General features: G+C 62.0%; 15 protein-coding genes and 1 rRNA gene. 9 read left to right on the forward strand and 7 right to left on the reverse strand.

Annotated elements, in window-relative coordinates; translation table 11 throughout:
* Positions 1-6: 6 nt before the first annotated feature.
* The 4 genes from BM193_RS18405 to BM193_RS18420 form a co-directional block, all read right to left on the reverse strand.
* Positions 7-1,629 (reverse strand): carboxyl transferase domain-containing protein, encoded by a 1,623-nt coding sequence (locus BM193_RS18405; RefSeq protein ID WP_092799129.1) that lies wholly within the window; start codon positions 1,627-1,629, stop codon positions 7-9.
* Between the two features lie 40 nt (positions 1,630-1,669).
* Complete coding sequence (locus BM193_RS18410) at positions 1,670-2,119, reverse strand: YchJ family protein (protein WP_092799131.1); 450 nt, start codon at positions 2,117-2,119, stop codon at positions 1,670-1,672.
* Positions 2,120-2,200: 81 nt separating this feature from the next.
* Complete coding sequence (locus BM193_RS18415) at positions 2,201-3,487, reverse strand: D-amino acid dehydrogenase (RefSeq protein ID WP_175533337.1); 1,287 nt, start codon at positions 3,485-3,487, stop codon at positions 2,201-2,203.
* 76 nt (positions 3,488-3,563) lie between these two features.
* Positions 3,564-4,904 (reverse strand): serine hydrolase domain-containing protein, encoded by a 1,341-nt coding sequence (locus tag BM193_RS18420; RefSeq protein ID WP_254786310.1) that lies wholly within the window; start codon positions 4,902-4,904, stop codon positions 3,564-3,566.
* 238 nt (positions 4,905-5,142) lie between these two features.
* Here BM193_RS18420 and BM193_RS18425 point away from each other — a divergent pair, with 238 nt between their 5' ends.
* Complete coding sequence (locus BM193_RS18425) at positions 5,143-5,883, forward strand: GntR family transcriptional regulator (RefSeq protein WP_092799137.1); 741 nt, start codon at positions 5,143-5,145, stop codon at positions 5,881-5,883.
* Between the two features lie 2 nt (positions 5,884-5,885).
* Here BM193_RS18425 and BM193_RS18430 read toward each other — a convergent pair whose 3' ends face one another.
* Both BM193_RS18430 and BM193_RS18435 read right to left on the reverse strand, forming a co-directional pair.
* Positions 5,886-7,019 (reverse strand): nuclear transport factor 2 family protein, encoded by a 1,134-nt coding sequence (locus tag BM193_RS18430; RefSeq protein WP_092799139.1) that lies wholly within the window; start codon positions 7,017-7,019, stop codon positions 5,886-5,888.
* Between the two features lie 142 nt (positions 7,020-7,161).
* The gene (locus BM193_RS18435) at positions 7,162-8,220 is read right to left on the reverse strand and encodes a helix-turn-helix transcriptional regulator (RefSeq protein ID WP_175533338.1); all 1,059 of its coding nucleotides are present in this window, start codon (positions 8,218-8,220) and stop codon (positions 7,162-7,164) included.
* A gap of 186 nt (positions 8,221-8,406) precedes the next feature.
* On the opposite strand from BM193_RS18435, the gene BM193_RS18440 reads away from it, so the two are divergent.
* The 7 genes from BM193_RS18440 (at position 8,407) to BM193_RS18470 (ending at position 15,869) form a co-directional block, all read left to right on the forward strand.
* Positions 8,407-9,288, forward strand: a complete 882-nt coding sequence (locus tag BM193_RS18440) for an N-acetylmuramic acid 6-phosphate etherase (protein WP_092799143.1) — start codon at positions 8,407-8,409, stop codon at positions 9,286-9,288.
* A 44-nt stretch (positions 9,289-9,332) separates the two neighbouring features.
* Entirely contained in the window at positions 9,333-10,631 is a 1,299-nt protein-coding gene (locus BM193_RS18445; protein ID WP_092799145.1) for an MFS transporter, read from the forward strand.
* Between the two features lie 91 nt (positions 10,632-10,722).
* Positions 10,723-12,384 (forward strand): glycoside hydrolase family 10-like protein, encoded by a 1,662-nt coding sequence (locus BM193_RS18450; protein ID WP_092799147.1) that lies wholly within the window; start codon positions 10,723-10,725, stop codon positions 12,382-12,384.
* Positions 12,385-12,478: 94 nt separating this feature from the next.
* Positions 12,479-13,438, forward strand: coding sequence for a BadF/BadG/BcrA/BcrD ATPase family protein (locus BM193_RS18455; RefSeq protein WP_254786311.1), 960 nt, complete (start codon positions 12,479-12,481; stop codon positions 13,436-13,438).
* A gap of 30 nt (positions 13,439-13,468) precedes the next feature.
* Positions 13,469-14,269, forward strand: coding sequence for an N-acetylmuramoyl-L-alanine amidase (locus tag BM193_RS18460; protein ID WP_092799151.1), 801 nt, complete (start codon positions 13,469-13,471; stop codon positions 14,267-14,269).
* Between the two features lie 83 nt (positions 14,270-14,352).
* Complete coding sequence (locus BM193_RS18465) at positions 14,353-15,255, forward strand: LysR family transcriptional regulator (protein ID WP_092799153.1); 903 nt, start codon at positions 14,353-14,355, stop codon at positions 15,253-15,255.
* Positions 15,255-15,869, forward strand: coding sequence for a M15 family metallopeptidase (locus BM193_RS18470; RefSeq protein ID WP_092799155.1), 615 nt, complete (start codon positions 15,255-15,257; stop codon positions 15,867-15,869). Before BM193_RS18465 ends, BM193_RS18470 begins: the two co-directional genes overlap by 1 nt.
* On the opposite strand, the gene BM193_RS18475 is transcribed toward BM193_RS18470, so the two are convergent.
* Complete coding sequence (locus tag BM193_RS18475) at positions 15,870-17,249, reverse strand: sodium-dependent transporter (protein WP_092799157.1); 1,380 nt, start codon at positions 17,247-17,249, stop codon at positions 15,870-15,872.
* A gap of 485 nt (positions 17,250-17,734) precedes the next feature.
* Here BM193_RS18475 and BM193_RS18480 point away from each other — a divergent pair.
* A 16S ribosomal RNA gene (locus BM193_RS18480) occupies positions 17,735-18,020 on the forward strand; the annotation flags it as partial.

The raw sequence follows: 18,020 nt of genomic DNA on the forward strand, positions 1-18,020 counted from the left end.
CCCCCTTTACATGCGGAATACGCCGAACTTCGTGTCCGGGATTTCCGCGTTGAGCGCGGCCGACAGGCCCAGGCCCAGCACCATGCGGGTGTCGGCCGGGTCGATCACGCCGTCGTCCCACAGGCGCGCGGTGGCGTAGTACGGGTGGCCCTGGTGTTCGTATTGATCCTTGATCGGCTGCTTGAACGCCGCTTCCTCGTCCGCGCTCCACTGTCCGCCCTTGCCTTCGATGCCGTCGCGCTTGACGGTGGCCAGCACGGAAGCCGCCTGGTCGCCGCCCATGACGGAAATGCGCGCATTGGGCCACATCCACATGAAGCGGGGAGAGAACGCGCGGCCGCACATGCCGTAATTGCCGGCGCCGAAGCTGCCGCCGATGATGACCGTGAATTTCGGCACGGCGGCCGTGGCAACCGCCGTCACCATCTTGGCGCCATTGCGGGCGATGCCCTCGTTTTCGTACTTGCGGCCCACCATGAAGCCGGTGATATTTTGCAAAAACACCAGGGGGATCTTGCGCTGGCAGCACAATTCGATGAAATGCGTGCCCTTCAGCGCCGATTCGGAAAACAGGATGCCGTTATTGGCGATGATGCCGACCTTGACGCCATAGATGTGGGCGAAGCCGCAGATCAGGGTGGTGCCGTAGCGGGCCTTGAATTCGTCGAAATCGCTGCCGTCGACGATGCGCGCGATGACCTCCCTCACGTCGAACGGCTTGCGCGTATCGACGGGGATCACGCCATACAGTTCCTGCGTCGGGTATGTCGGTTCGACGGATGCGCGCAGCGCCATTTGTTGCGGCTTGGTGCGGTTCAGGTTCGAGACGATGGTGCGCGCCAGCGACAGCGCATGCAGGTCGTTCTGCGCCAGGTGGTCGACCACGCCGGACAGGCGCGTGTGCACGTCGCCGCCGCCCAGGTCTTCGGCCGTCACCACCTCGCCCGTGGCGGCCTTCACCAGCGGCGGGCCGCCGAGGAAAATCGTGCCCTGCTCCTTGACGATGATCGACTCGTCGCTCATGGCCGGCACGTAGGCGCCGCCCGCCGTGCAAGAACCCATCACGACGGCGATCTGCGGAATGCCCTTGGCCGACAAATTCGCCTGGTTATAAAAAATGCGGCCGAAATGGTCGCGGTCGGGGAAGACGTCGTCCTGGTTCGGCAGGTTGGCGCCGCCCGAATCGACCAGGTAGATGCAGGGCAGGTTGTTCTGGTCGGCGATTTCCTGGGCGCGCAAATGCTTTTTCACCGTCATCGGATAATACGTGCCGCCCTTGACGGTAGCGTCGTTGCAGACGATGACGCATTCCTGGCCCGAGACGCGGCCGATGCCGGTGATGATGCCGGCGCTAGGGGCCGCATCGACGCCCTTGGCGTCCTGGTACATGGCGTAGGCCGCCATCTGGGAAAACTCGAGGAAGGGCGTGCCGGGATCGAGCAGCATCTGCACGCGGTCGCGCGGCAGCAGTTTGCCGCGCGCCAGGTGCTTGGCGGCCGCCGCTTCGCCGCCGCCGGCCGCGATCTTTTCCACCTTGTCGCGCAGGTCGTCGACGATGGCTTGCATGGCCGCGGCATTGGCCTTGAAATCTTCACTGCGCGGATTGAGTTTGCTTTCGATGTGCGGCATTGCGGTTCCTTTTTATTATCGCCCGGTCTCTCGGGTCGCGCTATTCGGGAAAACTGCCGTCGAGATAAAACCAGCGCAGGGCGCCACCGCCCTCGCCCGCCTCGCGCACGAAGCGGCTCACTTCATGCAGGCGGTGCGCGCGGCCGTTGACCTTGTAGCGGGCCACGAATTCCACGCTGTCGCGGTTTGTCTCTTCGGCTTGATCTGCTGATATTGCTTTACGTTGACGTAAACGTAAAGCAGATTTTACCTCAAGTCCCAGCCAGTGGACTTTTTCTTCTGCCGCAAATAAAGCATCGGTGGGACGGGTGCTGGGGTGCCATGTCGCCAGCAGATACGGCGCATCGCGCAAGGTAAACGCCGTATAGCGCGAGCGCATCAGGGTTTCGGCCGTGGGCGGCAAGGCGTCGCCGGCGATATACGGGCCGCAGCAACTGGCGTAGGAGGCGCCGCCACAGGGGCAGGCGGCGGATTTCGGGGGTGTCGGCATGCGCTGGCAAATAAGGGAACAGGAAAGTTCCGCAATTATCCGCCATATCGGCGGCGCCGGTCGCCGGTGCTGCCGCTGCGCCTACTTTTGCGGCGCGAGGAAGTCCAGCGCGAACGGCGGCGCCTTGTTCTGCATCAAGTCGGCCAGGATGCGCGCCGTGCCGGCGGCAAAGGTAAAGCCCAGCGGACCATGGCCCACGTTGAGCCACAGATTGCCCACTTTGCTGGCGCCCACCAGCGGCGCGCTGTTCGGCGTGGCGGGGCGCAGGCCGGCCCAGGCCGTGGCCTGGTCGTAGTCGGCGCCGTGCGGCATGGCTTCGCGCGCCAGCCGCGTCAGGCCCGCGATGCGGTTCCAGTCGATGCGGTTGTCAGCGCCCACCATGTCGACCATGGCGGCCACGCGCAGGTCGCCGCCTATGCGCGCATACAGCACCTTGCGCTCGAAATCCGTGATGCTGATCTTGGGCGCCCGGTCTTGCGCGCGGATGGGCGCCGTCAGGCTGTAGCCCTTCAGCGGGTACAGGGGCAGGTAGACGCCCGCCGTGGCGGCCAGGTCGCGGCTCTGGATGCCGGCCGCCAGCACATAGTGATCCGCTTGCAGCAAACCCAGGCTGGTGTCGACGCCCGTGATCCGGCCCTTGTGCGTGACGAGACGGCGCGCCTCGCCTTTCAGGATGAGCGAACAGTTCGGGTGCTGCAGCAGGCGCGCTTCCAGCGCCAGGCAAAAGGCGTGGCAATCGGCCACCGCCTCGCCTTCCGTCAAAATGCCGCCCGCCAGCGCGCCCTGCAAGGCGGCCAGCGCCGGTTCGCGCTGCACGGCTTCCTGCGGCGACAGCACGACGCGCGCCTCTTCCGATTCCGGCCGCGCCACGGCCCGCTGGAAGATGGCGGGCGAGCGGTAGACGATGAGTTTGCCCGCATCGCGCCAGGCATACGCTTCGGGCGGCACCGTCAGTTCCAGCTGGGCCATGCCGGCGCGGCTCCATTCGCCCAGTTGCAGCAGCTTGGCCGTCGTGCGGGCATTGCTGGCCGCATTGCAATTGCGCAGGAAACTGGCGAGCCAGCGCCATTGGCGCCAGTCCGCTTCCGGGCGGAAGCGCAGCGGACCATCTTTCTGCAGCAGCCATTGCAAGGCTTTGAACGGCACGCCCGCATCGGCCAGCGGTGCCACATAGCGATAGCTGAGCTGGCCGCCATTGCGGTAGCTGGCGGCGATCGCCACTTGTTCATTGCGTTCGAGTAGCGTGACCTTGTAGCCGGCCTCGGCCAGCCACCAGGCCGATGTCAGACCGACGACGCCGCCGCCGATGATGATGACTTGTTGCTGCATGTAGCCTCGCTGCGTTGCGCTCCCATGGTGCGGGAACATTCGATGAGAGCTTAGAGGCTGGCCATCACGGGAGCCAATGAAACATCATGGTGCAGCCATAACTTTCAGGAATGCACTATTTCGGTGCGAATTGTTCATGCTTGTCAATCGCACCACGGTATAAGGCGGTGAGTATCGCTTCCTCGCTGCGCCCCATGGCGGAATACGTGCCCGGATACTGCGCGGGATCGCTGCCTGTGCCGCCCACCAGCATCACCATGCCATTCCTGTTCTTGAAATCGAGCACGAAGGCGGAGACGAGGCCATACGCGTCACCCAAGTGCCCCACGGCCGTGAAGCTGGCGCCCTCGACCAGGCGGTTGCCCTGCCCCGCCACAGCGTCAAACTGCTGGTTGCCCAGGCCCCAGGCGCGGTACAGGCCCCGTTCGCTGTCGCCATTGCCGCCGTCGGGCGCCAACTGCCATTGCCGGCCAAACATCAAGGCGATGCTGGCCGGCTGCACAATCTGTTTGCCCTGGTAGCGGCCACCGTCGAGCAGCATCTGCATGATCCTGCCCAGGCCGGCGGCGGCAATGCGCAAGCCGCCCGTGGGACTGAACACGGTGGCGTTGCTGCCGATCACGTAGTTGGCCAGGCCGGCCGGTGGATGCTGGCCAAAATCGTCGGCTTGCGCGATCCATGGTCCCTGCGGCTGCCACGTTTCCGTCTCCAGCGTGCGCTTGCGGTACAGGGTAGCCGTGTCCGCCAGCTCTTCCCTGGAAAATGCCGCCGGATGATAGCCGCCGCGCACATCGAGGGGATCGAGCAGCAGGCGCCGCATCAGCAGGTCGAAGCGCTCGCCCGTGACCTGTTCCATGACCGTGCCGATCACGCCCCAGTTCAGGTTGGAATACGTGAAGTAGCGGCCCGGCGCCGCGGCCGCATCCCACATGAGGTCGCCGCCAGCCGTAAACACATCGCGCAGGCGGCGTTCGGGCCCCCAGGCGTAGCCGCCCGCGTCGCGCAGCGAGGAGGTGTGGCTGAGCAGGCTGCGCAGGGTCACGGGCTGCTGGGGAAAGTGCGGGTTGCGCAGGGAAAAGCCCAAATAAATGCTGACATCCTGGTCCAGGCTCAGCTTGCCCTGCTCGACCAGGGCCATCAGACCCAGGGTGGTCATCATCTTCGATACGGAAGCGATGCGGAACAGGGTGTCCGGTGTTACCGGTAAATGATCCGCCGGGGTGGCGCCGATCTGCCGGTAGCCAAATTGCTGCGCATATGACACCTTGCCGTGGCGGATGGCCAGCACGGACAGGCTGGCCAGCGGGTGTGCCGGGTCGTCGACGATGGCGGACAGGGCCGCATCAAGCGCGCGCTGCCGTGCAGTGGGCGCGAGCTTGTCGGCGCCGCCACCCAGCGGTGCGGCCAGCGCGCTCCAGGTCGTGCCCAGCAGCAGCAAGCCCAGTAAGCCCGTCATTTTGTTGATCATGCTTTCCCTGTTTGACATCGTGTGGATGGCCCTCAGCATAGGGCGGGAAAGTCTTCGAGGCCAATGAAAATTGCTTATTTATCTATAATGCAAAGCTATAGCCACGGTAAAACATTGTTTTTTTAAGTGTATAACCGTTATTTATGGTCATTTTCCATTTATTCATGGGCGGACGGGATACGCGCAAGCGCCATCGCTATTACACTAGGAGGACAAGGAGAACTGTATGAGCCAGACCAGCGTAGAACTCAAGGTCGATTTAAATGACAATTCGCCTTTATATATGCAGATCGCCCGCAAGCTGAGCGATGACGTACGCAACGGCCGCTACCAGGTAGACCAGGCCCTGCCCTCTGAACGTACCCTGTCCGAACTGCTCGACGTATCGCGCGTGACTGCCCGCAAGGCCATCGACCAGCTCGTCGAGCAAGGCCTCGTCGTGCGCCGCCGTGGCTCGGGCAATTATATTGCCCCGCGCATCGAACAGCCGCTGTCGAACCTGTCGAGCTTTTCCGAACAGCTGCAGCAGCGCGGCTACCGTCCTGGTTCGCGCTGGCTCAAGCGCGATGTCGTCATCGCCAGCAGCGATGAACAGCTGAGCCTGGGCCTGGCGCAGAACACGAAAGTGGCGCGCCTGGAACGCTTGCGCCTGGCCGACGACGTGGTGATGGCGTATGAAGTGAGCGTCTTGCCGTTCAGCGTGGTGTCGGATCCGGGCGCCGTGGGCGACTCGCTGTATGCATATCTGAGCAACATCAAGAAGGCCCCCGTGCGCGCCCTGCAGCATATCCGCGCCATGAATGCGACGGCCGAGCTGGCCAAGCAGCTGGGCATCCCCGATGGCCAGGCCGTGCTGTTCATCACGCGCATCGCCTACCTGGAGTCGGGCGAAGCGGTGGAACTGACGCATTCATATTGCCGCAGCGATCATTACGACTTCGTGGCGGAAATGCGCCGCGCGCCCTGACCTTACTGCTCGATCAGGCGGATCATGGATTCCGCCACACCGACGGACGACTCCCAGCTCATGCCAGTCACCAGCCGGCCATCGACCTCGACGTGGCTCTTGCCGTTGGCGCCGTGCCTGAAGATGCCGCCATGGCGCTTGATGCTGGCTTCCGCCGAAAAGGGATAGGCCTTGTAGATCGGCGACTCCTTGTTGAGATACGCATCGGGGAACGAGGTGAGCACCTTGCCCTGGATGAGGAAAGTACCGTCGCTGAGCTTCAGGTTCTTGATGCCCTCGGTGCCTTGGCAGATGGCCGCGATCACGCCGCCTTGCTGTTCGTAGATGCGCAAGGCGATGTCCTGCAGCGGCTGGTTGTCCGAGACGCCGACGATGGCCGCGCCGCCGCCGACGAAGGCCATGCCCGCATACTCGTCTGACCTGATCTCGGAAACGGGCTTGGTATGGGCCAGTGCCCACATGAAATCACTGTCGTACAGATGCTTCTTGAGCAGCGCGTCCGACGTGACGATCATTTCCAGCGGAATGGCGCCCCCCTCGGGACTGACAAAGTCGACCGCGTACCCTGCCTTGCGAAAGGCATCATAGGTGTACGCAAGCTCGGGAAAATTATTGCCCGCGTTAACGTTTGTGCCGGGATACTGATGCACATTCGACACCACCAGCAGCATCTTGCGTGCCTGGCGCGGCGCTGCTGGCTCGCGATGGGCCGACTTGCTGACGATCTTCCAGTTGCCGGCGATCTTTTTCAAAAGAAAGACATCCACATAGCGCACTCCTTGCTGGGGAATGTGGATCTCGGCCTTGGCGGTTGCCACCTTGCCGCTCACGTCCACCTTGAGCAGTCGCCCGTGGCGCCCATTGAATTGCCCTATTTTCTCTTGGGAAAAGAGCTTGGCGTATTCCGGACCGCTCAATTCCCATTCCGCATCGTTTTTACCATCCAGGTAAAGGCGCGACTGGGCATGGAAGGCCTGGTTGATCTCGTCCTGTACGTTGAAGCTGGTGCCATGCAGATACAAGCGCACGGTCTCCCGGATGGCATTGTCGTCCTGGTCGGCGGTTGCGGCGGTGCCGGCCGCGGCGCTGCCGAGCAAGCAACAGGCGAGTACCGTGCGTACTAAAAACTGAATCATGACTTTACCCTGAATGAAGAACTGCGTTTATCGGAGCAACGCCTATGTCAGATCGTTGCTGGTCGATAAGTTATCGAAATGCAGGGGAGTTGATGTCGCCAAACAGGATTTCAGACTCCGGAATGGCGATTCCGGAGCGGTTTTACGGGGGAATGGCCGTGGCCGCCTGGCTGGGTTGGGCGCGGAAGCTGGCGGGAGTCTGCCCCGCCACTTTCTTGAAGGTCGAGTAGAAGGTGGAACTGGAATTGAAGCCGCAGCGCTCGGCAACGGTATCCATGTTCAGTTGCGGCGCGTCTGCCAAGACCTGTTTCGCTTCGGCGATACGGTATTCGTTGACGTAGGTGTTGAAGCTCTTGCTCAGCTTGTCATTCAATACCTGCGACACCTGCGCCTGCGTGCACCCCGCCCGTTTGGCCAGCTGGGCCAGGGTGAGGTTCGGGTTCAGATAGGATTTCTGCCCGCTCATCTGTTGTTCCAGCGCGGCGAGCACGGCAAGCGCATCGTCGTGCGCCAGGCGCTTGTTCTGATACTTCTCCTTCGGCTCGGCAGGCGCCGGGGTTTCCTTTCTTAGCAGAAAGGCCATGACGGCGACATGCAGCGAGAAGGTGAATGACAAGGCGCCGACGATATAGGATGTGAACGGCGTGCTCGCGTACGCCGCCAGCATGACACCGCTGCCGGCAAAGACGCTCAGCAGGAGTACGCTGCTGGTGGCCATGCGCTGCCCGTCGTTCAACCAGGCACGGCGGGTTTGCCACAGCAGCCTGGCCGCCGCCAGCAGGTAGCAGAGCCAGAACACATGAATCGCGTGACTCGAACGGTCCCACACAGGACGATACGCGGAATACGGAAAGGCGACGCCAATGACGATCAGCAGGAAGGACAAGCCCAGATGCCAACGCCATTGTTGTCCGGCAGGCAATTGCCCACGCCCGGCCAGGAAGGCGCGCACATACAGATAGGTCAGGGGACCGATCAGCAGGCAGGCCGACAGGCCAAGCTGGCGAAATTCGATGGCGATCGCCGGGTTGAAATAGAGGAAGGCGGATTTGGCGGTGCGCACCCCGACGGCGAGCAGCAATGCACCCAGCAGGCAGTCGGCCAGGCAGCGGGGCCGGCGGCTGAAAAAATAGACGGCGAGGAAAATGCCGTTGATGGCGCCCAGGGCGCTAAACAGGAACAGCAATTGGCGAGCGATCATGGGCGTGTCGTGGATGTGGGCGTCGAGTCGAAGTATAGACACAAACGGGAGCGTATCGCAGTATGAGTGGCAGGCCACGTTCCTGCAGTAGCCATAAACTCCCGTTATGCCCGCCCGCCATCCTTTCATGGTTGATCTTGTTAGTTGGTATTAAACTGGTTTCACCTTCAACCATGTTCGAAAATCATGTTGAAAACTGAAACCCCGAGCCGGCGGCATCCGGATCTGGACCTGTATCCGGTGGAGCAACTGGTGGCGGCGCTGGTCGATGACCAGTTCTGGGCCGTCGAAGCCGTGCGGCTGGCGTCGCCCGACATCGCCGCCGCCATCACGGCCGCCCTGCCCCGCATCGCCGCCGGCGGCCGCCTGCTGTACATGGGCGCGGGCACGTCGGGACGCCTGGGCGTGCTCGACAGCGTTGAATTGACTCCCACGTTTTCCTGGCCGCCCGAACGGGCTGTCGCCATCCTGGCCGGCGGCGCGGGCGCCATGTTTACGGCCGTCGAAGGGGCGGAGGATGATTTATTGCAAGGCGAGCAGGACTTGCTGGCCCTGCAGCCGCAAGCCAACGATGTGGTGATCCTGCTGGCCGCGTCCGGCGCCACGCCGTATGTGCTGGGCGCCCTGCTGGCTGCGCGCAAGGCCGGCGCCTTGACGATCGGCATCGCCAATAACGTGGATGCTCCCGTGGCGCACGAGGCGCAATGCGGCATCGTGCTCGATACGGGCACGGAAGTCATCTCCGGCAGCACGCGTTTGAAAGCGGGCACGGCGCAGAAAATCACCCTGAACACGATTTCCAGCGCCCTGATGATCGGTTTGCATAAAACGTACGGAAACTTGATGGTAGACTTGAAGCCGACTAACGCCAAGCTGATCTGGCGTGCGGTGCGACTGACCATGCATGCCACCGGCGCCAGCGAGGCGCAGGCCAGGAGCGTGCTGGAGCAATGCCACTATCACGTCAAGGTGGCGATAGTTGCCTTGATCAAAAAAATCAACACAAACCAGGCACAGGCATTGTTGGCCAGAGCGGACGGCAGTGTGCGGGCGGCACTGGCGGCTTGACCGATGGCGCGGCATTCTTCTGTCTGGGCAACAACGAAGGATGTATGGAGCTTGTGAAACAATCCGGTCCGGCGCGCGCGAAAAACCCGTGGCTGTGGCTGCCATCCCTGTATTTCGGCCAGGGAATTCCCTATGTCGTGGTCATGACCTTGTCCGTGATCATGTACAAGAATTATGGTTTCAGCAATACCGATATCGCGCTGTATACCAGCTGGTTGTACTTGCCTTGGGTCATCAAGCCCCTGTGGTCGCCTTTCATCGACATGTACCGCACCAAGCGCTTCTGGATCGTCGGCTTGCAGCTGGTAATCGGCGCGGCGCTGGCGCTGGTGGCCCTGACGACGTCCCTGCCCCATTTTTTCCAGATCAGCCTGGCCATCTTCTGGCTGATGGCCTTCAGTTCCGCCACGCATGACATCGCCGCCGACGGCTTTTATATGCTGGGCCTGGAACAGCACCAGCAAGCGGCCTTCGTCGGCGTGCGCAGCACTTTCTATCGCCTGGCCATGATCGCCGGCCAGGGCGGCCTCGTGTATCTGGCCGGCTATCTGACGCATGCGACGGGCAATGTGCAGCTGGCCTGGTCCGTCGTGTTCGCCATTTTGGCGGGCCTGTTCATCGCCCTCTTCCTGTACCACTATGTCATCTTGCCGAAACCCAAGGATGACCAGCCCAGCATCCAGGGCGCCGCTGCGTCGCCCTGGCAGGAATTCGTCGCCACCTTTGCGGCCTTTTTCCAGAAGAAGGATATTCTCGTCATCCTGGGATTTCTGCTGCTGTTCCGCCTGGGCGAAGCGCAACTGCTCAAATTGGCCGCGCCCTTCCTGCTTGACCCGGTCGCCAAGGGTGGGCTGGGCCTCAGCACGGAGCAAGTGGGCCTCGTCTACGGCACCATCGGCGTGATCGCCCTGACCCTGGGCGGCTTGCTGGGCGGATTCATCATTTCCCGCTTCGGCTTGAAACGCTGCCTGTGGATCATGGTGCTGTCCGTGCACCTGCCCGACTTGGTCTTCGTCTACCTGGCCAGCGCCTTGCCCAGCAATATCTATGTGATCGCGGGGGGCATTGCGTTGGAGCAATTTGGCTATGGCTTCGGTTTCGCTTCCTATATGTTGTACATGATCATGGTGTCCGATGGCGCGCATAAGACGGCCCATTACGCCATCTGCACGGGTTTCATGGCGCTGGGCATGATGTTGCCAGGCATGGCCAGCGGCTGGATCCAGCAAATGCTCGGCTACCAGCACTTCTTCATCTGGGTGTGTATCGCCACGATTCCCGCCTTCATCATGGCTGCGCTGGTCAAGATCGATCCGGAATTCGGCAAGAAGGCCGAGGCCTGATTCTTTTGCCGTGTGCGCCCGCAAGGATGGCGGGCGCACAGTAAAATGCCCGCACCGATCGACCTGCGCTCCACCACTGCAAGGAATTGTTTTGTTGTCTACTTTCAAAAAACGCCTGGGTGCCACCACCGGCGTGCTGGCCGCGCTGGCCACCGCCACATTGCTCAGCAGCTGTACCAGCACCAAGATGCCCTCCGCAGTGACGCCGGGTGAAACGATCTTGCCTGCCGTGCCGCCCGTGCAGCACATCACGGGAGAAGTGCCGCCGCCGGCGCCGCGCGAATTCCGCGCCGCCTGGGTCTCGACGGTGGCGAATATCGACTGGCCCAGCCGCAACAACTTGCCGGTCGCCAAGCAGCAAGCGGAGGCGCTGGCCATCCTCGACCGCGCCAAGTCCTTGAATCTGAACGCGATCGTGCTGCAGGTGCGCCCTAGCGCCGATACGATTTACCCGTCGCAGCTGGAGCCATGGTCGGAGTACCTGACTGGCAAGCAAGGCCAGCCGCCATTGCCCCTGTATGACCCGCTGGCCTTCTGGGTGGCGCAGGCGCATGCGCGGGGCCTGGAATTGCACGCCTGGTTCAACCCTTACCGTGCCCGCCACGCCACGGCCAAGTCGCCGCTGGCGCGCGACAGTTTCGCGTCCACCAACCCGGCGGCCGTCAAGCAATACGGACGCTACCTGTGGATGGATCCGGGCGAAGCGGCCGCCTCGAAGCACACGACGGACGTGGTGCTGGACGTGGTGCGCCGCTACGATATCGATGGCGTGCACATCGACGATTACTTTTATCCGTATCCGATCGATGCGCCCGGCGCCGGTGCGGGCGCCGAGACGGCCGCGCTGGACGCGGGCAATGGCGGCGCCAAGCGCGAACTGCCGTTTCCCGATGAGCCTTCCTGGCAGCAATATCTGCTGGCCGGCGGCCAGCTGGACCGCGCTTCCTGGCGCCGCCAGAACGTCAACCAGCTGATCGAGGCCTTGTATACCGGCATCCACCGCGAAAAGAGCTGGGTGCGCTTCGGCATCAGCCCGTTCGGCATCGGCCGCCCGGACCGCCGCCCTGCCGGCATCGTCGGTTTCAGCCAGTACGATAAATTGTATGCGGATGCGGAACTGTGGCTGGCCAAGGGTTGGCTCGATTACCTGTCGCCGCAGCTGTACTGGCCCGTGGCGCAGGCGCCGCAGGCGTTTGGCGTGCTGCTCGACTACTGGCTGGCGCAAAATCCGTATGGCCGCCACGTGTGGCCCGGTTTATATACGAGCCGCATCGACAATTCCGCCAAGTCCTTCACGCCGCAAGAGATCATCAAGCAGATCGAAGTGACGCGCACGCGCCCCGGCGCGAATGGGCAAGTGCATTTCAGCATGGTGCCCCTGATGCAGAACCGCAAGGGTGTCAGCGAGCAACTCAAGGCGACGGTGTATCAAAGTCCGGCCCTGATTCCCGCCACGCCGTGGCTGGGCAAGGAAGCGCCTGGCACGCCGGGCGTGGCCACGCGCCGCGATTCCACCAGCCTGAACCTGAAACTGACGGCGGGCGGTGGCAAGCCCGTGGCGCAATATGCCATCTGGGCCCGCTATGGCGAGGATTGGCGCTTTACCGTGGTGACGGGCGTGCAAGGCGAACTGACCCTGGTTGACGATGCCACCGGTAAAGTCAATGCGGTGGTGGTCAGCGCCGTGGATAGACTCGGCAATGAAAGCGCGCGCGTCACCATGCGCGCACCGTTTACGGCGGCCAGCAAGTAATTGTTGAGCGTTCACCGTTCGGCCATAACCTGCAGGCATGAAACATGCGCAAGCTTTCATGCCTGCAAGCTCAGCTTGGCTTTACACTCATGCCATGATTTCCTTCCCTACAGCCAATAATGCGGTGCCCGTGCTGGGCCTGGGCATCGACGCGGGTGGCACGCAGACGCGCTGGGCCCTGGCTGGCGCGAACGGCGCCATCGTGGCCGACGGTGCGGTGGACGGCTTGTCTGCCTTGCAAATGAGCAGCGAATCCGGCCGCGCGGCACTGCACGCCACGTTTGCGACGCTGTCCCAGGCCGTGCTGACCATCGGCCAGCCGCGCGCCGTGGTGGCGGGCTTGACGGGGTTTGGCGGCGACGATGTGATGCTGGCACAAGCGCTGGCGGACTTGCTGGCGCTGGACGCCGGCGATGTGACTATCTGCAACGATATCGAGATCGCCTACCGCGACAGCTTTGCACCGGGCCAAGGTTATCTGGTCTACGCGGGCACGGGCTCGATTGCCGCCTGGATCGATACGGATGGTGTGTTTCACCGTGCGGGCGGGCGCGGCGTCCTGCTCGACGATGGCGGCGGCGGTTACTGGATCGCCCGCGAAGCCTTGCGCCAGATCTGGCGCCGCGAAGACGAGGCGCCCGGCAGCTGGCAAGCGTCGCCCATGGCTGAAGCCGTGTTTGCGCATGTCGGCGGTAGCGACTGGTCGCTGTCGCGTACTTTCATGTATGGTCAGGATCGCGGTACCATCGGCCGGCTGGCGCTGGCCGTTGCCGCCAGTGCCGACGCCGATCCGCTGGCGCTGCAGATCTTGCAGCGCGCCGGGCAGGAACTGGCGCGCCTGGCCCTGGCCTTGGCGGCGCGTCATGGCCCGCGCCCCGTGGTGCTGGCCGGCCGCGCGGCACAGTTGCATCCGGCCATCGCGTCAGCCATGCGCGCCGCTTTGCCGGCATCGTTGACAATGGAGCAAAAAGTTGCCCGTCCGCATGAGGCGGCAGCGCGGCAAGCGGCGAAGGCGGTTGCCACGGCTGCCAGCCACGGCGTTGGCCAGGACTGAACCTTTTATTAACCCGAACACGGATCTTTCATGAAAAAAATCGCTCTCGCCCTGCTGGTGGCCCTGCTCTCCGCCTGTACCACGCCCGCGCCGCACCTTGACCATAGCCTGAGCGCGCGCAGCCAGAGCCCGCGCGTGAAATTCATCGTCATCCATTACACGGTCAGCGACCTGCCCCGCTCGATCAAGATCCTGACGGAACAAGTGGTCAGCAGCCATTATTTGCTGACGGACACGGACAAGCCGAAGTTTTATGTGCTGGTCGATGAATCGCGCCAGGCCAATCACGCGGGCGTGAGTAACTGGAAGACGTATACCCAGTTGAATGTGAGCTCCATCGGCATCGAGATCGTCAACCCGGGCTTCAAGGACACGCCGGAAGGGCGTATCTGGTATCCGTTTCCCCAGGCACAGATCGATGAGCTGATCCCGCTGTTGAAAGATATCCAGGCACGCTACAACATCGCACCGGAAAATATTCTGGGCCACAACGAAATCGCGCCGCAGCGCAAGCAGGATCCGGGACCGCTGTTCCCATGGCGCCAGCTGGCCGATGCGGGCCTGATCGTCTGGCCGGATGCCAACCGGGTTGCCGCGCAGCGCGCCATCTTTGACCAGCAAGTGCCGGACGCCGTCTGGTTCCAGAAGAAGCTGGCGCAGCACGGCTATGCCACGCCGAATACGGGCGTGTTCGATGAGGCGACACGCAATGTGCTGATCGCCTTCCAGATGAAATACCGCAACAAATTGTTCGATGGCACACCGGATGGCGAAACGGCGGCCCTGCTGGAAGTGCTGACGACGCCGGCGCCGGCTGTTGTAGCAAAGTAGCATGGCCATTCCAGCCCATGACTTTTTCTTATATGCTGAACGCTGACGGCCCAGGCGGCCACGGCAAGACAAAGGAATAGCTCATGCGGCTGCGTCATATCGAAGTGTTTCACGCCATCATGCAAGTTGGCACCATCAGCGGCGCCGCCCAGGTGCTGCATATCTCGCAACCCGCCGTGACCAAGGTCTTGCAGCATTGCGAGTTGCAACTGGGCATGCCGTTGTTTGAACGCGTGCGGGGCAAGCTCTACCCGAAACCCGAAGCGCACCGCCTGTTTGTCGAGACGGAAAAGCTCAACCGCGATTTGCTGGGCATCCGTCGCCTGGCGGCCAGCCTGAAGGGCCATGCGGTGGAAACCATCCGTCTCGTCTCCACGCCGACGATTGCCATCAGCGTGCTGCCGTTCGCCATGACGGCCTGGCGGCGCGATTTTCCCCACACGCGTTGCCAGCTGGCGACGCATCACACGGGCGAGATCGTCAATGCCTTGCGCCTGGGAGAAGCGGACCTGGCCGTGTCGTTGCAAGACCCGCGCCATCCGGGCATCGTGGCCGAACCGATCGCACAGGGTGTCATGACGGTGATCGCTCCCGCAGGTACCTGGCATGCGGCCGCTTGCGGCACGCCGTTGACGGCGCACGGTCTGTCTGGCGAGTTGATCGGCCATGCCGACAATGATCCGCTGGGGGAGCTGGTGATCGCCGCTTGCGAAGCACAGGATATCCACCCCATCTTTTCCACCGTGGTGCAAACCTATCAAATCGCCCGCTCGCTGGTGGAGGCGGGCGCCGGCATGGCCGTGGTCGACCCGTTTACGGCCGCGTCCGGCTCGCCCGAGCGGCTGCAGCGCCGTCCCTGGGCGCCAACGATACCGATACAACTGTATTTATTGACGGCCAGCCACTCGCCGCTGTCGCATGGCGCGCGGCGCCTGGCCGACAGTATCGGCGTGGCGGCACGTAACTGCCTGGAAAGAGGAGTCTGATGTCCTTTGTAAGTCTGCAATTGGAAGCGGTCAGCAGCGATCCGCAATTTCGCCATCTGAGCAGCATCGCCGGTATCGCCGTCGACTTGCGCTACGCCACGCCCGACAATTTCGTCGGCCGCGACTTATACAGCCCCATCGATTGCGCCTGGCTGCACCGCGATGCGGCCGCGGCGCTGGAACAGGCCGTGGCGTGGCTGGCCGAGCGGCGGCCCGATCATCATCTGCTGGTGCTCGACGCGCTGCGCCCGCAGCGGGTGCAGCAGCAGCTGTGGGATGCGCTGCAGGGAACGGAGCTGCTCGGCTACATCGCCGAGCCGTCGCGCGGCTCGATTCACTCGTTCGGCATGGCGCTCGACATCACCATCGTCGGGCCGGATGGGCAGGAACTGGACATGGGCACGGGTTTTGATGACCTGAGTGAGCGCTCGCACCCGGCGCTGGAGCTGGTGATGCTGGAAAGAGGGGAAATTACGGAGGAGCAAGTGGAACATCGCCGCTTGTTGCGCGAAGCGATGTTCCAGGCGGGTTTCTTTGGCATCAACAGCGAGTGGTGGCATTTCGATTGCGGCGACCGGGTGCTGGTACGCCAGACCTACACCCGGGTACTCTGATTAAAATACTTTCAGGCCCTTCAGCATCACGATCAGGATCAGCACGGGCGAGACAAAGCGCAACAGGAACAGCAGCACATGCGCCAGAGTCCTATTCTGCAACTGCCGGTGGTTGCTGATCGCATCGATGAAGTGCTGCTTGCCCCAGGCCCAGCCGGTAAACAGCGCAATCGCAATGCCGCCCACGGGCAGGAAGATATTCGATGAGACAAAGTCGAACAGATCAAACATATTCAAATTAAACAGCTTGAAGTCCGCCAGGGTGCTGTTACTCAGTGCGCACACGGAACCGAGCACGGCCAGCAGCAGCATGGTCACGACGGTGGCCCTGGTGCGCGTCCAGCCGAAGCGCTCATGGAAAATTACCACGGGCACTTCCATCAGCGACAGCATCGCCCCCGTGGCGGCCACGGCGGCGAGGATGAAGAACACCACCATCAAGGCTTGCCCCATGGGGATTTGCGAGAATACGGCGGGGATCGTGATGAACACCAGCGACGGTCCCGCGCTGGGGGCAAAACCAAACGTGAACACGGCGGGGAAGATGGCGATGCCGGCCAGCATGGATACGCCCAGGTCGGCCGCCATCACGCGCAAGGTGGTGACGGGGATATTCTGGTCGTCGCGGAAATAGCTGCCGTAGGTCATCATCGTACCCATGCCAACAGACAATTTAAAGAAGGCCAGGCCCATGGCCGTCAGCACGACGGAAGCCGTCAGCTTGGAAAAATCAGGACGGAACAGGAAGGCCAGGCCTTCGCCCGCTTTATCCAGCGACAGGCTCACCGCGCACAGCAGCAGCAACAGCAGGAACAGCAGCGGCATCAGTTTCTTGGCGATCGCCTCGATACCCTTGGTCACGCCCAGCATCAATATGCCGCCGATAAACAGCAGCACGCCCCATTGCCACAGCAGTGATTGCAGGGGATTGCTGATCAGGGAGGCGAAGGCCGCTTCCGTCACCAGCTTGTCGCTGCTCAAGATGGAGCCATCGATGGCCTTGGCGATATACGCAAACACCCAGCCCACCACTTCCGAGTAGAACGCGACGATCAGGAAAGCGGCGACCATGCCGATGAGGCCGACCAGCCACCAGGGCTTGCCCTTCGGTGCCAGCTGTTCCATGGTGGAAATCGGGTTGACCTTGGCGCGGCGCCCCAGAGTGATTTCCGCGATCATCACGGGCAGGCCCACTAATAAGGTAGCGAGCAGATAGATGAGCAGGAAGCCGGCGCCGCCATTGGCGCCCGTCAGGTAGGGGAACTTCCAGATATTGCCGAGACCGACTGCGGAACCGAGGGTGGCGGCGAGTACGCCGAAGCCAGTGGTAAAGCCAGCTCGTTTCAGGGTCAGGCCTGATCCTTGAGCTTGTTGTTTCATGGTGAATCTTCTATATATGGGCGCGGATTTGCGCTGAGGGGGCGAAATTGTAGCAGTTGGCCGCAAATACCCGGGAAAAGCCTTGCGCCCGCTGGGGCGCTTTGCTATAGTTCGCCTCCCCAATGAGACGCAGTCAAATGCGGCACTTGAGGATCACCGGAAACGGTGATGCAGTAAAAAGAAGATGTTGACGGATGTAGCAAAATGCCTCATACTCTTTCTTCTTCGCAGCTGACAAACACAACGCTTTGTCGATAGCGCGAAAGCAGTACCGAATACAGTTCTTTAACAATTAACAGTCGATAAGTGTGGGCATTTGATGCAAGTGCAGCGCCGATCTTCGGATTGGCGTCTAACTTAAAATATCAAATGTTCACGAAGAAATAATGAAATAGGATACTTCTTCGGAAGTAGCCTGTCAGTTTTTTGAGTGAGCGACCCGTCAGCAATGACGGTGCCGGTAAAACGGCAAAGTAACAGAGATTAAACTGAAGAGTTTGATCCTGGCTCAGATTGAACGCTGGCGGCATGCCTTACACATGCAAGTCGAACGGCAGCACGGAGCTTGCTCTGGTGGCGAGTGGCGAACGGGTGAGTAATATATCGGAACGTACCCTGGAGTGGGGGATAACGTAGCGAAAGTTACGCTAATACCGCATACGATCTACGGATGAAAGTGGGGGATCGCAAGACCTCATGCTCGTGGAGCGGCCGATATCTGATTAGCTAGTTGGTAGGGTAAAAGCCTACCAAGGCATCGATCAGTAGCTG

The sequence above is a fragment of the Janthinobacterium sp. 344 genome, from assembly GCF_900112025.1.
GTDB lineage: Bacteria > Pseudomonadota > Gammaproteobacteria > Burkholderiales > Burkholderiaceae_D > Janthinobacterium.